The following is a 13,910-nucleotide window of genomic DNA, read 5'->3' as shown; positions in this document are numbered from 1 at the left end:
GACGGATAACCGGTGTCGACGCCGTTCTATGTCTCACCCCAGCAGGCCATGGCCGACCGGGCGGAGTACGCCCGCAAGGGCATCGCCCGCGGCCGCAGCCTGGTCGTGCTCCAGTACGCCGACGGCATCGTGTTCGTCGGCGAGAATCCGTCCCGCGCGCTGCACAAGTTCAGCGAGATCTACGACCGGATCGGCTTCGCCGCCGCCGGCAAGTACAACGAGTACGAGAACCTGCGCATCGGCGGTGTCCGCTACGCCGACCTGCGGGGCTACACCTACGACCGGGACGACGTCACGGCCCGTGGCCTGGCCAACGTCTACGCCCAGACGCTCGGCACGATCTTCTCCAGCGCGGCCGAGAAGCCGTACGAGGTGGAGCTGGTGGTCGCCGAGGTGGGGGAGACCCCGGAGGGCGACCAGATCTACCGGCTGCCGCACGACGGGTCGATCGTCGACGAGCACGGCTCGGTCGCGGTCGGCGGCAACGCCGAGCAGATCAGCGGCTACCTGGACCAGCGCCACCAGGACGGGATGACGCTGGCCGAGGCGCTGAAGCTGGCGGTGCAGGCGCTGTCCCGCGACACCAACGGCAGCGAGCGGGAGATCCCCGCCGAGCGCCTCGAGGTGGCGGTGCTGGACCGCACGCGTCCGCAGCAGCGCAAGTTCAAGCGCATCGTGGGCCGCCAGCTGGCCCGGCTGCTGGAGGGCGGCAGCCCGGACATCTCCGAGGACAGCGACGAGCCGGAGGACACCGACGGCGCCGGTGGCGCCGAAGGTTCCGGCGGTTCCGACAGCACCGGCACCAGCGAGAAGTAGTTCCCGCCGTTCCGGCTGCCCCGGCCGGTGTCCCTGCGACGCCGCGGCCGGGGCACCGGCGTCTCAGGAGGCGCCGGGCGGGGCCGTGGAGCCGCGGACGACCAGTTCGACGGGGATGTCCCCGCCGTCGGGCGTACGGCCCGCCAGGACGGCCAGCAGAGCGTGCATACCGCGGGCGCCGAAGGTCTCCGCGTCCAGCCGTACGGTGGTCAGCTCGGGGTCGATGGCGGTGGCCAGGGCCAGGTCGTCCAGACCGGTGACGGAGATGTCGTCGGGCACGCGCAGCCCGAGCCCCCGCAGGGCCTTGTAGGCGCCCGCGGCCAGCTTGTCGTCGTCGCAGACCAGGGCGGTGGGGCGCGGCCCCGGGGCGCCGAGCGCGGCCTCGGTGGCGGCGCGGGCGTCCTCGATGGAGATCGGGGCGCGGGCGGTGCGCAGCGAGGTGCCCGGCACCGCGGCCAGGCGGGCGGCCAGTTCCCGGGCCCGCACCTCGAAGGTCCAGGACGGCACGTCGGCCGCGAGGTGCAGGAAGCGCCGGTGGCCGAGGCCGAGCAGATGCGCGGCGACCTGGCGGACGCCGTCGGCGATGTCCAGGTTCACCGTCGCGGCGCCGAGGCTGCCCGCCGGGTCGCTGTCCAGCATGACCAGCGGCAGCTGGTCGCCGCGGATGGCGGTGAGCGCGTCGGCGGCCATGGAGGAGGCGATCACCCCGTCCAGGGCGGCCTGGGCGGAGGCGAAGGGATTCCTGGCAGGGCCGATGCCCTCGGGGGAGGGGTAGAGGACCACGCCGAAGCCGTGCTCGGCGGCGACCCGGGCGGCGCCGGTGTAGACACCGGCGAAGAACTCGGTGGTCAGCGCCGGGACGACCAGGAGCACGGTCCGGGTGTGGCCCAGGCGCAGGTTGCGCGCGGCGAGGTTGGGCCGGTAGCCGAGGTCGCGGGCGGCCTCGCGGACCCGCTCGGCGGTCGGCTCCGAGACCCGGCCGCGCCACTTGTCGCCCAGGACCAGGGAGACGGCGGCCTGGGAGACTCCGGCGGCCTGGGCCACGTCGCGGCTGGTGGGCCGGGTGCTTCCTCGTGCCACCGTGCTGTTGCTCCTCTGCCTCGGGCCGCCCGGGTGCCCCGGGTGTGCGTGCGCGCGTGCGGCCGGTCGCGGTCGTCTGGACGGGTGAACAGCGCACATGGTACGTATGGCGGCGGAAGTTATACGTAACACTTCCGACGTCTACGTCCTGGAGGACACGCGATGGCCGCGGGATTCGCGGGGTACCTGGAGATCCTCGGGGCGCGGCACGCCGCCCGGCTGCTGGCGGGCACGCTCGTGGGTCGGCTGCCGAACGCCACCGCGGCGATCGCGATCGTGCTGTTCGTGCGCGCCGAGGGAGGCTCGTACAGCCTGGCGGGGGCGCTGGCGGCGGTGTACGGCGTCGCCAACGCGGTGGGCCAGCCCGTCCTCGGCCGTCTGGTCGACCTGTACGGGCAGCCGCGCGTCCAGCTGCCCGCCGCGCTCGCCGCGGGCGCGGCCATGACCGTCTTCGCCTGCACCGGCACCGAGCCGCCCGGCCTGGCCTGGAGCGCCGTGGCCGCGGCCGGGCTCTTCACCCCGCCCCTGGAGGGCGGCCTGCGCGCCCTGTGGCCCGCCGTGCTGCGCCGCGAGGAGCAGCTGCACACGGCGTACGCCATGGACGCGGTGGCGCAGGAGGTCATGTTCACCGTCGGGCCGCTGCTGGTGACGCTGTGCGTGTCGCTGTGGTCCGCGCAGGCCGCCCTGGTGCTGCTGAACGCCGTGGGGGTGCTCGGCGCGCTGTCGGTGGTCCTCTCGCCGCCCTCGCGGGCGTGGCGTTCGGCGCCGCGCGAGGCGCACTGGCTGGGCGCGCTGCGCTCGCCCGGTCTGCTGGTGCTGCTGGGCGCGTTCCTGTTCGTCGGGATCGCGCTGGGCTCCATCACGGTGGCGGCGGTGCCGTACGCGGACGCGCACGGCGGTGACGCGGTGTACGGCTGGCTGATGGCGGCGCTGGGCCTGGGCGCGCTGGCCGGCGGGGCGGTCTACGGGGCGCGGGAGTGGCCGGGCGCGCCCGAGCGGCGACTGCGGGTGCTGGTGGCGCTTCTGGCGGTGTGTTACGTGCCGCTGACGCTGATGCCGGGCGCGGTGGCCATGGTGCTGCTGACGGTGGTCTCCGGGGTGTTCCTGGCGCCGTGCATCGCCTGCGCGTTCATCATCGTGGACCGGCACGCGCCGCGGGGGACGGTGACGGAGGCGTTCTCCTGGCTGGTGACCACGTTCACCGTGGGCACGTCGGTGGGGACCGGGGTCGCGGGACCGGTGGTCCAGTCGGGCGGCGCGCTGGGGGGATTCGCCCTGCCGGCCGTGGCGGGCGCCGTGTCGCTGCTGGTGCTGCTGGCCACCGGACCGGTCCTCGCACCTCCCGGTGGAGAGGCGGTCGTTGCCGCTTCATCGGAAAATGATCCAAATCGTGCTGCCGAACCCCGTTTCAGCTCGGGGGATCGGGCGTAATGTTCAGTCATGGACCGCCGCATTTTCGGGCTGGAGAACGAGTACGGCGTCACGTGCACGTTCAGGGGACAGCGCCGCCTGTCGCCTGACGAGGTGGCGCGGTACCTCTTCCGCCGTGTCGTGTCATGGGGCCGCAGCAGCAATGTCTTTCTGCGAAACGGCGCCCGGCTCTATCTCGACGTGGGGTCACATCCGGAATACGCCACACCCGAATGTGACAATGTGATCGAACTGGTCACCCACGACAAGGCCGGAGAGCGCATTCTCGAAGGACTCCTGGTAGACGCGGAACGACGCCTGCACGAGGAGGGAATCGCGGGCGACGTCTACCTCTTCAAGAACAACACGGACTCGGCGGGCAACTCCTACGGCTGCCACGAGAACTATCTGGTGGCGCGGCACGGGGAGTTCTCGAGGCTCGCGGACATCCTCATCCCGTTCCTGGTCACCCGGCAGCTGCTGTGCGGCGCCGGAAAGGTGCTCCAGACCCCGCGCGGGGCGGTGTACTGCGTGAGCCAGCGGGCCGAGCACATCTGGGAGGGCGTCTCCTCGGCGACGACCCGCTCTCGGCCCATCATCAACACCCGCGACGAACCGCACGCGGACGCCGAGCGCTACCGCCGGCTCCATGTGATCGTGGGCGACTCCAACATGTCCGAGACGACCATGCTGCTCAAGGTCGGCGCCACCGACCTGGTGCTGCGGATGATCGAGGCGGGCACCGTGATGCGCGACCTCACCCTGGAGAACCCGATCCGGGCGATCCGCGAGGTCAGCCATGACATCACGGGCCGCCGCAAGGTGCGCCTGGCCAGCGGCCGCGAGGCCTCCGCCCTGGAGGTGCAGCGGGAGTACTACGAGAAGGCCGTGGACTTCTGCGAGCGGCGCGGCATCCGCACCGGTGTGGTGGAGCGGGTGCTGGAGCTGTGGGGCCGCACGCTCGACGCGATCGAGGCGGAGGACCTCGACCGGATCGGCACCGAGATCGACTGGGTGATGAAGTACCAGCTGATCGAGCGCTACCGGGCCAAGCACAACATGACCATGTCGAATCCGAGGGTCGCTCAGATAGACCTCGCGTACCACGACATCCACCGCCGCCGGGGGCTGTACTACCTGCTGGAGAAGAAGGGCCGCGCCACCCGGATCTGCAACGACCTGAAGATCTTCGAGGGCAAGTCCGTGCCGCCGCAGACCACTCGGGCGCGGCTGCGCGGCGACTTCATCCGGCGGGCGCAGGAGCAGCGCCGGGACTTCACGGTCGACTGGGTGCATCTGAAGCTCAACGACCAGGCGCAGCGCACGGTGTTGTGCAAGGACCCGTTCCGTTCGGTCGACGACCGGGTCGAGAAGCTGATCGCCGGAATGTGAGCCCGCGGGACCGGCCGGGTCCCGCGGGGTGAGGCACGCGTTCCGCACGAATCACCGGAACGCCACACGGGCGCCGTACGTTTCACGTGCGGCGCCCTTCTCGACCCGTAGAGTTGCGCGCACGCCAACCACAAGATCGACCGATTACGAGGCCCACCGTGCGCCGACGCTCTCTGCTCCTCTTCGCCCCCGCGGGACTGGTCACCCTGGCCGCCTGCGGCAACGACAAGTCCGGCTCGGGCAGCGACGGTGACAGCGCCTCGCAGTCGCCGTCGCCCAGCGCGCCGGCGACCTCGTCGGCCGCGCCACCCCCGAAGATCGTCTCCGGCCCGCTCCCGGCGATCACCGCGGGCACCAAGTTCGGCGAGAAGCCGACCGTCGCCAAGGGCAGCGGCGCCCCGTCCAAGGACCTCGCGGTCAAGACGGTGATCGCTGGCGGCGGCCGCACCCTCGCGGAGAACGACTACGTGCAGGCGCACTACCTGGGCCAGGTCTGGGACACCGCGAAGGTCTTCGACAACTCCTACGACCGCAAGACACCCCTGCTCATCCAGCTCGCCCAGGGCACGATCATCGACGGCTGGCGCTATGCGCTGGCCGGCAAGAAGGTCGGCAGCAGGGTGGAGTTCTCGGTCCCGCCGACCTGGGGCTACGGCGCGCAGGGCAACGCCCAGGCGGGCATCAAGGGCACCGACACGCTGGTCTTCGTGGTCGATGTGCAGGACGCCTTCAACTCCAAGAGCTCCGCCAAGGGCAAGGACGTCCCGCAGAACGACGCGAACCTGCCGAAGGTCGGGACGAACACCGACGGCGCGGCGCCCTCCATCGAGCTGCCGAAGACGGCGGCGCCCAAGAAGCTCGTCGCGGAGAACGTCATCGAGGGCGACGGCCCGGTCGTCAAGGCGGACAGCACCGTGCTCGTGCAGTACAAGGGCGTGCTGTGGGACGGCGGCAAGGAGTTCGACTCGACGTACAAGCGCAACCAGCTCACGTCGTTCTCGCTCCAGCAGGTCGTCAAGGGGTGGGCGCAGGGCCTGACCGGCAAGAAGGTCGGCAGCCGCGTCCTGATCGTCATCCCGCCGTCCCTGGGCTACGGCGACAACCCGCCGCCGGACAGCGGCATCAAGAAGGACTCGACACTGGTGTTCTCCGTGGACATCCTGGCCGCGATGTGAGCCGTCGGGGATGTAAGACTGTCGCCGTTGCCTTTCCGAGAGACAAGCAGGAGCTAGAGACGTGAGCATCGACAAGCCCGAGATCGACTTCCCGGGCGGCGAGCCCCCGGCGGACCTGGAGATCAAGGACATCTGGGAGGGCGACGGCGAGGTCGCGCAGGCGGGTCAGACCGTCACCGTCCACTACGTGGGCGTCGCCTTCAGCACCGGCGAGGAGTTCGACGCCAGCTGGAACCGCGGCACTCCCTTCCGCTTCCCGCTCGGCGGCGGCCGGGTCATCAAGGGCTGGGACCAGGGCGTGCAGGGCATGAAGGTCGGCGGCCGTCGCCAGCTGACCATCCCGGCCCACCTCGCCTACGGCGACCAGAGCCCGACCCCGGCCATCAAGCCCGGCGAGACCCTGATCTTCGTCGTGGACCTGCTCGGCGTCTGATCACCCCGGTCCGGCCGTCTGGGGCCCGTGCCCGCCGGGCATGGGCCCTCGGCTTTGGTCACCGCGCCCCGGAGCGGTACGGTCATCGGCAGTAGGCACCATGAGGAAGGTGACGGGCGTCGATGGCGATTGCCAAGGCCGAGCGGCTGATGAATCTGGCGCTGTGCCTGCTGGGGACCCGCCGCCCGCTCAGCAAACGTGAGCTGCGCGAGTCCATCGAGGCCTATGTCGAGGCGTTCGGGCCCGAGCGGTCCGCCTCCGGGTCCGACGACTCCTTCAACCGCATGTTCGAGCGGGACAAGGACGATCTGCGCGAGCTGGGCCTGGTCATCGAGACCGTGGAGAGCCTGGACGGCGAGATCGGCTATCTGGCGCGCCGGGACAGCAACCGGCTGCCGCCCATCACCCTGGACGCCGAGGAGGCCGCCGCCCTCGGCCTGGCCGCCAAGGTCTGGCAGCAGGCCCGGCTGGCCGGTGCCGCCAGCGGCGCTCTACAGAAGCTGCGCGCGGCCGGACTGCCCGAGGACGTCGACCCGTACGAGGCGCACAGCGCGCTGGAACCGCGCATCCCGGTGCACGAGGCGGCCTTCGAACCGCTGATGCTGGCCTGCCGCGACCGCCGCCCGGTGCTCTTCGACTACCGCAAGGCCAGCGCCGCCCGTCCCGAGCCCCGCCATGTCGAGCCATGGGCCCTGGAGTGCTGGCGCGGCCACTGGTACCTGGCCGGGTTCGACCGCGACCGCGGCGCCGAGCGGGTGTTCCGGCTCTCCCGGATCACCGGCAAGGTGCGCTCGCGCGGCGCCCGCTTCACCGCGCCCGTCCCGGACGTCGTGACCGTCCGCGAGACCGTCGCGAGCTGGGCCGGGGAGATCGCCGACCGCTCGGCGCGCATCCGGCTGCGCTCGGGCGCGGGGTACCCCCTTCGGGCGAAGGCCACCGTCGTCCGGGAACTCGGCGACGGCTGGGACGAGTTGGAGATCCCGTACGGGCACGGACTGGATGCCTGGCTGGTGGAGTTCGGACCGGACGTGCTGGTGCTGGAACCGGCCGAGCTGCGCGCCGACGTGGTGGACCGGCTGCGCGCCGTGGCCAAGGGCTGAGGGGGAGCGAGCAACACTGTGGCAGGCAAACCGGTCAGGCCCGCGAACGCCATCGACCAGACCCGGCGGATGCTGTCCCTGGTGACGTATCTCAGGGAGCGGCCCGGCGCCCGGATCGAGGACGTCGCGCGCGCCTTCGGCATCAGCGAGGACGAGCTGGTCTCCGACCTCGATGTGCTGCCCATGTGCGGCACCAGCTTCCGCGGCGGCGACCTGCTCGACATCGACACCGACGGCGAGCGCATCTGGTGGCACAACCCCGCCGCGCTCGGCGCCGACGCCGCCGAGCCGCTGCGGCTGGCCGCCGACGAGGCGACCGCCCTGCTGGTGGCGGCCCGCGCGGTGGCGACCCTGCCGGGGCTGCGCGAGAGCGACCGGCAGGCCCTGCTGCGGGCGACCGCCAAGGTGGAGACGGCGGCGGGCGAGGCGGCGGGCGCCAGCTCGCGGCTCTCGGTCACCTTCGAGTCCGAGGGTGGCGTCTTCGCCGACGTCGACCGGGCCATCTCCGAGCGCCGCCGCCTGTGGATCCGCTACTACTCGCCCGCGCGCGACGAGGTCACCGAGCGCGAGATCGACCCCATCCGCCTGGTCAGCGTCGGGCACACGTACGTGGAGGCGTGGTGCCGCCGCTCCGAGGCGCGCCGCACCTTCCGGCTGGACCGCGTCGCCGAGATCAAGATCCTCGACGAGCCGTCGGCGCCCCCGGAGATAGAGCTGCGGGACCTGTCCGAGGCGCTGGTGCAGCCCGCGGCGGAGGACCCCGAGGTCGTCGTGGAGGTCGGTCCCGGCGGGCGCTGGGTCGCCGAGTACTACCCCCACGACAGCGCCGAGGAGCTGCCCGACGGGGGACTGCGCATCACCCTGCGCACCCCCGACCCGGCCTCGCTGCGCCGGCTGGCGCTGCGGCTGGGCCCGGACGGCCGGATCGTGGCGCCGGGCGCGCTGGCCGACAGCGCCCGGGAGGCGGCGCGCGAGGCGCTCGCGGCGTACGACGGCATCGCGGCACAGGCGGGACGCGGCGGCTCGGCCGGGCCGGGCCGGGGCGACGACAGGCAGGAGCAGGCGCTGTGAACGAGCCGACGGCGACGGGGAGCCAGGGCATGTCGGTGGCGACGGCCTTCGCCGGGATGCGCAACGTCACACCCGCGCTGTTCCGCGCCTGCTGCCCCGACTGCCGGGCCCGGTTCGAACTCGGCGCGGACGCGCTGCGCCTGGTCGTCGGCGCCACCAGCCGCACCACCTTCTACTCCTTCACCTGTCCCGAGTGCGCCGCCACCGTCCGCAAGCCGGCCGGGGAGCGCATCGTGGAGCTGCTCACCGGCGGCGGGGTCAGGACCCTGCGGCTGCACGCCGTCTGAGACCGCCCGGCGGCCGGTGCCCAGAGGGTCCGCGGACCGTCTAGGCTCAGGGGCATGGTGTGGCCGATGATCGCGGTAGCTGCGGGGTTCGTGGGACTTGTCGTCCTCGGTGTGCTGGCGGTCCGGGTCTTCCTGGAGGCGCAGCGCCTCGGCCGGCAGGTGTCGGACTCGGCGCGGCGCATCAGCAGGGCGGCCGAGGACCTGGAGCGGGCGACGGTGAGCGCGGCGCGCGCCGCCGACTCCCTGTGAGGGGGACCGGGAACTCCTGTGAGGTCCCGAACGTCACTTCTGGTGGAGCACTGCGGCCTGTACCCACGCTGGTCCGGCTGGGTACGCTCTACGCGCGGCCCGGGAAACGAGGCACGGTCCGCACGGCACGAGTACACGTGGGGATGGTCTCGCGTTCATCCCCGGGCGATACGATCGCTGTCAGCACGATGGCCAGACACCTGTCCGTCCCGTCGGGCAGGCCCAGCCGCCCCGCCTCAGTGAGAAGGTGAAGACTGATGTTCCGCAACGCACTCGAGCCGTGGCACCTGGTGCTGTTGATTCTCGTGATCGTCCTCGTGTTCGGCTCGAAGAAGCTTCCGGACATGGCCCGTTCGCTCGGCAAGTCCGCGCGCATCCTCAAGAGCGAGGCCAAGGCGATGAAGGGCGAGGGCAAGGCGTCCTCGACCGCCGCCCAGCCGGCCGAGGAGGAGCAGGCGCAGCAGGCCCAGCGCACGATCCAGGCGGCCCCCGGTGAAGTGTCCACCTCCCGCCCGGTCGGTGAGCCGACGGACACGACCACCCAGCGCTGACGCGAGGACCGGGACCTTCTCCGGTCCACTGCACGAGATGAGGAAGTGGGTTGCTCAAACCTGCCCTTAAAAAGGAGAGGGATCCCGAGGGGCGCATGCCGCTCGCGGACCACTTGCGCGAGCTGCGCAACCGGCTCGCGAAGGGTGTCCTGGCGATCCTCGTCGTGACGGTGGCGGCGGCCTTCTACTACAAGGACATCACCGACTTCATCACCCGGCCGGTGCTGGACTCCATCGGATGCCCGGACTCGTTCGGGAATCTGGCCAAGTCGAAGGACGTGCACTGCGCGCACCTCACCGTCAGCGGCCTGCTGGCGCCCTTCACCCTGGCCCTGAAGGTCGCGCTGACGACGGGCATCGTGCTGGCGTCGCCGGTGTGGCTGTACCAGCTGTGGGCGTTCGTGGCGCCCGGTCTGCACCGCAACGAGAAGAAGTACGCCTACGCCTTCGTGGCGTTCGGCTTCCCCCTCTTCCTCGCCGGCGGCTACCTCGCCTACAACGTGCTGCCGACGACGGCGAAGTTCCTGATCGACCTGACGCCCAGCAACGCCGAGAACCTGCTGCCCCTGGACGATCTGCTCGACCTGAGCATCCGCATGGTCGTCGTCTTCGGCCTCGCCTTCGAGATGCCGCTGCTGCTGATCATGCTCAACCTCACCGGTGTGCTGTCCGGCCGGCGCATGCTCGGCTGGTGGCGCGGCATGATCGTCGGTATCGCGGCCTTCGCCGCCGTGGCCACGCCCAGCCCGGACCCGGGGACCATGCTGTCCCTCGCGGCACCGATCTGGGGACTGTTCTTCATCGCCGTGGGCTTCTCCATGCTGAACGACCGCCGCAAGCAGCGGCGCGCGGGAGGCGGCCTGTCCGACGACGAGGCCTCCGACCTCGACCTCACGCCCGAGGACATCGGCGAGATCGAGCCCGTCGGCGCCGGCCGGTCGGTGCCCGAGCAGTCCGGCCCCGAGCGGGTCAACGGCTACGACGACGTGACCTGACCCCGGCCTCACCCGACCCCGGCGTCCGCAGGCGTCCGCGAGGGCCGGCCTCTCGCCCCGCGAGCGGCCGGCCCTCGCGTGTGCCGGGCCGCCGGTCAGGGCCCGGCCGCCCGGGGCCGGACCCGGCGGGGCGGGGGATCGGGATAATGATCGTCCTGTTGTCGGTGCGGCCCGGTACGCTCGAAAGCACGATGACTCAGGACCTCTCACCGGCCGAGCGGTACGCGGCAGCGCGCAGGCGAGCTGCCGAGCAGGCCACCGCGCTCGCGGGCTTCCGCGAGATGTACGACTTCGGCCTCGACCCGTTCCAGATCGAGGCCTGCCAGGCCCTGGAGGCGGGCAAGGGCGTGCTGGTCGCCGCGCCCACCGGCTCCGGCAAGACGATCGTGGGCGAGTTCGCCGTCCATCTCGCCCTCCAGCAGGGCAAGAAGTGCTTCTACACGACACCCATCAAGGCGCTGTCCAACCAGAAGTACTCCGACCTGTGCCGCCGCTACGGCAGCGACAAGGTGGGCCTGCTCACCGGCGACAACAGCGTGAACTCCGACGCCCCGGTGGTCGTGATGACCACCGAGGTCCTGCGGAACATGCTGTACGCGGGCTCCCAGACGCTGCGCGGCCTCGGCCATGTGGTCATGGACGAGGTGCACTACCTCTCCGACCGCTTCCGCGGCGCCGTCTGGGAGGAGGTGATCATCCACCTGCCCGAGTCGGTGACGCTGGTGTCACTGTCGGCGACCGTGTCCAACGCCGAGGAGTTCGGTGACTGGCTGGACACCGTCCGCGGCGACACCGAGGTGATCGTCTCCGAGCACCGCCCCGTCCCGCTGTTCCAGCACGTGCTGGCCGGGCGCCGGATGTACGACCTGTTCGAGGAGGGCGAGGGCCACAAGAAGGCCGTCAACCCCGACCTCATGCGCCTGGCCCGCACGGAGGCCAGCAGGCCGTCGTACCAGGACCGCAGACGCGGCCGGAACATGCGCGAGGCGGACCGCGAGCGCGAGCGCCGCCAGCGCACCCGGATCTGGACGCCGGGCCGCCCCGAGGTGATCGAGCGGCTCGACGCCGAGGGCCTGCTGCCCGCCATCACCTTCATCTTCAGCCGTGCCGCCTGCGAGGCCGCCGTCCAGCAGTGCCTGTACGCGGGTCTCAGGCTCAACGACGAGGAGGCACGGGAGCAGGTCCGCGCCCTCGTGGAGGAGCGCACCGCCGCCATCCCGCGCGAGGACCTGCACGTCCTCGGCTACTACGAATGGCTGGAGGGCCTGGAGCGCGGCATCGCCGCCCACCACGCGGGCATGCTCCCGACCTTCAAGGAGGTCGTCGAGGAGCTGTTCGTACGCGGCCTGGTCAAGGCGGTCTTCGCCACCGAGACCCTGGCCCTGGGCATCAACATGCCGGCCCGCTCGGTGGTCCTGGAGAAGCTCGTCAAGTGGAACGGCGAGCAGCACGCCGACATCACCCCCGGCGAGTACACCCAGCTCACCGGCCGGGCCGGGCGCCGCGGCATCGACGTCGAGGGGCACGCGGTGGTGCTGTGGCAGCGCGCCATGAACCCCGAGCACCTGGCGGGGCTGGCGGGCACGCGTACGTATCCGCTGCGCTCCAGCTTCAAGCCGTCGTACAACATGGCGGTCAACCTGGTCGAGCAGTTCGGCCGGCACCGCTCGCGGGAGCTGCTGGAGACCTCCTTCGCGCAGTTCCAGGCGGACCGCTCGGTCGTCGGCATCTCCCGGCAGGTGCAGCGCAACGAGGAGGGCCTGTCGGGCTACAAGGAGTCGATGACCTGCCATCTCGGCGACTTCACGGAGTACGCGCGACTGCGCCGCGAGCTGAAGGACCGGGAGAACGAACTGGCCCGCCAGGGCGCCACCCAGCGGCGGGCCGAGGCGGCCGTGGCGCTGGAGAAGCTCAAGCCCGGTGACGTCATCCATGTGCCCACCGGCAAGTTCGCGGGCCTGGCGCTGGTGCTGGATCCGGGGCTGCCGGCCGGCCGTTCCCACGGGCATCGCGGCTTCGATCACCAGGACGGCCCGCGTCCGCTGGTGCTGACCGCCGAGCGTCAGGTCAAGCGGCTGGCCGCCATCGACTTCCCGGTGCCGGTGGAGCCGCTGGAGCGGATGCGGATCCCGAAGTCGTTCAATCCGCGTTCCCCGCAGTCCCGCCGCGACCTGGCCTCCGCGCTGCGCACCAAGGCCGGGCACATCCCGCCCGAGCGGCACCGCAAGCGACGTTCGCAGGCGGTCGACGACCGCGAGATCGCCCGGCTGCGCACCGCCCTGCGGGCCCACCCGTGCCACGGCTGCGACGACCGCGAGGACCACGCCCGCTGGGCCGAGCGCTACCACCGGCTGATGCGGGACACCCGGCAGCTGGAGCACCGCATCGAGGGCCGTACGAACACCATCGCGCGTACCTTCGACCGGATCGTCGCGCTCCTGACCGAGCTGGACTATCTGCGCGGTGACGAGGTGACCGAGCACGGCAAGCGCCTGGCCCGGCTCTACGGTGAACTCGACCTGCTCGCCAGCGAATGCCTGCGCGAGCGGGTGTGGGAGGACCTGGGACCGGCCGAACTCGCCGCGTGCGTCTCCGCGTTGGTGTACGAGGCGCGGGCCGCCGACGACGCCATGGCGCCCAAGCTGCCCTCGGGCCGGGCGAAGGCGGCGCTCGGGGAGATGGTGCGCATCTGGGGCCGTCTGGACGCCCTGGAGGAGGACTTCCGGATCAGCCAGACCGAGGGCGTCGGCCAGCGCGAGCCCGACCTCGGCTTCGCCTGGGCCGCGTACATGTGGGCGTCGGGCAAGGGTCTCGACGAGGTGCTGCGCGAGGCGGAGATGCCGGCCGGCGACTTCGTGCGCTGGTGCAAGCAGGTCATCGACGTCCTCGGGCAGATCGCGGCGGCGGCTCCCACGGAGGACTCCACCGTGGCGAAGAACGCGCGCAAGGCGGTCGACGGCCTGCTGAGGGGAGTGGTCGCCTACTCGTCGGTCGGGTGAGTCCACCCGTCCCGGGGCCCTGGGGCGTGACGGTGTGCGGTCGGTCCGCGCACGGTCACGCCCCAGGGCCTTTTCGCGCCCGTCCCGGTGACGGGCCGTCGTATGCCCGTACGCCGTCACGTTCGGTGTTCGAACGATTCCGAGGCGTGCGAAACGGTCGAGGGTACTCCAGTCTCCCGGCCCGTTTCAGGCGGTTGCCGAAGATGACACGGCGTTGATCCGGTCGGACTAAGCTCGCCCGCAGCGCACCGAGTTGATGGGTATTCGTGCGTTTGTTCCCCAATGTTCCCCCTGTTCCGAAGGTGCGGCAGTCCGCCGACCCACCCGGCCCGACGCTGCCCCGAACCACCCC

General features: G+C 71.6%; 13 protein-coding genes. 12 read left to right on the top strand and 1 reads right to left on the bottom strand.

All coding sequences use genetic code 11. The annotated features are described in order from the left end of the window. Nucleotides 1-12: 12 nt before the first annotated feature. Nucleotides 13-816: a proteasome subunit alpha gene (gene prcA / locus B086_RS0131115; protein WP_018570346.1), complete on the top strand. Its 804-nt coding sequence runs from the start codon at nt 13-15 to the stop codon at nt 814-816. Between the two features lie 63 nt (nt 817-879). On the opposite strand, the gene B086_RS0131110 is transcribed toward prcA, so the two are convergent. Next, entirely contained in the window at nt 880-1,896 is a 1,017-nt protein-coding gene (locus B086_RS0131110) for a LacI family DNA-binding transcriptional regulator (protein ID WP_026252953.1), read from the bottom strand. Nucleotides 1,897-2,058: 162 nt separating this feature from the next. Here B086_RS0131110 and B086_RS0131105 point away from each other — a divergent pair, with 162 nt between their 5' ends. The 11 genes from B086_RS0131105 (at nt 2,059) to B086_RS0131055 (ending at nt 13,558) form a co-directional block, all read left to right on the top strand. Further along, entirely contained in the window at nt 2,059-3,327 is a 1,269-nt protein-coding gene (locus tag B086_RS0131105; RefSeq protein WP_018570344.1) for an MFS transporter, read from the top strand. Between the two features lie 9 nt (nt 3,328-3,336). Continuing rightward, nucleotides 3,337-4,698, top strand: coding sequence for a Pup--protein ligase (gene pafA, locus B086_RS0131100; RefSeq protein WP_026252952.1), 1,362 nt, complete (start codon nt 3,337-3,339; stop codon nt 4,696-4,698). Nucleotides 4,699-4,856: 158 nt separating this feature from the next. Further along, complete coding sequence (locus tag B086_RS0131095) at nt 4,857-5,873, top strand: FKBP-type peptidyl-prolyl cis-trans isomerase (protein ID WP_018570342.1); 1,017 nt, start codon at nt 4,857-4,859, stop codon at nt 5,871-5,873. 61 nt (nt 5,874-5,934) lie between these two features. Continuing rightward, nucleotides 5,935-6,306: an FKBP-type peptidyl-prolyl cis-trans isomerase gene (locus tag B086_RS0131090; RefSeq protein WP_018570341.1), complete on the top strand. Its 372-nt coding sequence runs from the start codon at nt 5,935-5,937 to the stop codon at nt 6,304-6,306. A 122-nt stretch (nt 6,307-6,428) separates the two neighbouring features. After that, nucleotides 6,429-7,406, top strand: a complete 978-nt coding sequence (locus tag B086_RS0131085) for a helix-turn-helix transcriptional regulator (protein WP_018570340.1) — start codon at nt 6,429-6,431, stop codon at nt 7,404-7,406. An 18-nt stretch (nt 7,407-7,424) separates the two neighbouring features. Further along, nucleotides 7,425-8,477, top strand: coding sequence for a helix-turn-helix transcriptional regulator (locus B086_RS0131080; protein ID WP_018570339.1), 1,053 nt, complete (start codon nt 7,425-7,427; stop codon nt 8,475-8,477). After that, nucleotides 8,474-8,764, top strand: coding sequence for a hypothetical protein (locus tag B086_RS0131075; RefSeq protein ID WP_018570338.1), 291 nt, complete (start codon nt 8,474-8,476; stop codon nt 8,762-8,764). Before B086_RS0131080 ends, B086_RS0131075 begins: the two co-directional genes overlap by 4 nt. A gap of 54 nt (nt 8,765-8,818) precedes the next feature. After that, complete coding sequence (locus B086_RS0131070; RefSeq protein ID WP_018570337.1) at nt 8,819-9,013, top strand: hypothetical protein; 195 nt, start codon at nt 8,819-8,821, stop codon at nt 9,011-9,013. A 257-nt stretch (nt 9,014-9,270) separates the two neighbouring features. Further along, a complete protein-coding gene (tatA, locus tag B086_RS0131065) occupies nt 9,271-9,564 on the top strand; it encodes a Sec-independent protein translocase subunit TatA (RefSeq protein ID WP_018570336.1) in 294 nt (97 codons plus the stop codon). Between the two features lie 95 nt (nt 9,565-9,659). Next, a complete protein-coding gene (gene tatC, locus B086_RS0131060; protein ID WP_018570335.1) occupies nt 9,660-10,559 on the top strand; it encodes a twin-arginine translocase subunit TatC in 900 nt (299 codons plus the stop codon). Between the two features lie 146 nt (nt 10,560-10,705). Further along, nucleotides 10,706-13,558: a DEAD/DEAH box helicase gene (locus tag B086_RS0131055; RefSeq protein WP_018570334.1), complete on the top strand. Its 2,853-nt coding sequence runs from the start codon at nt 10,706-10,708 to the stop codon at nt 13,556-13,558. Nucleotides 13,559-13,910 lie beyond the last annotated feature (352 nt).

The organism is Streptomyces sp. PsTaAH-124, from assembly GCF_000373685.1.
GTDB lineage: Bacteria > Actinomycetota > Actinomycetes > Streptomycetales > Streptomycetaceae > Streptomyces > Streptomyces andamanensis.
The sequence above is the reverse complement of the archived record's forward strand: the minus strand, read 5'-3'. Positions and strand labels throughout refer to the sequence as shown.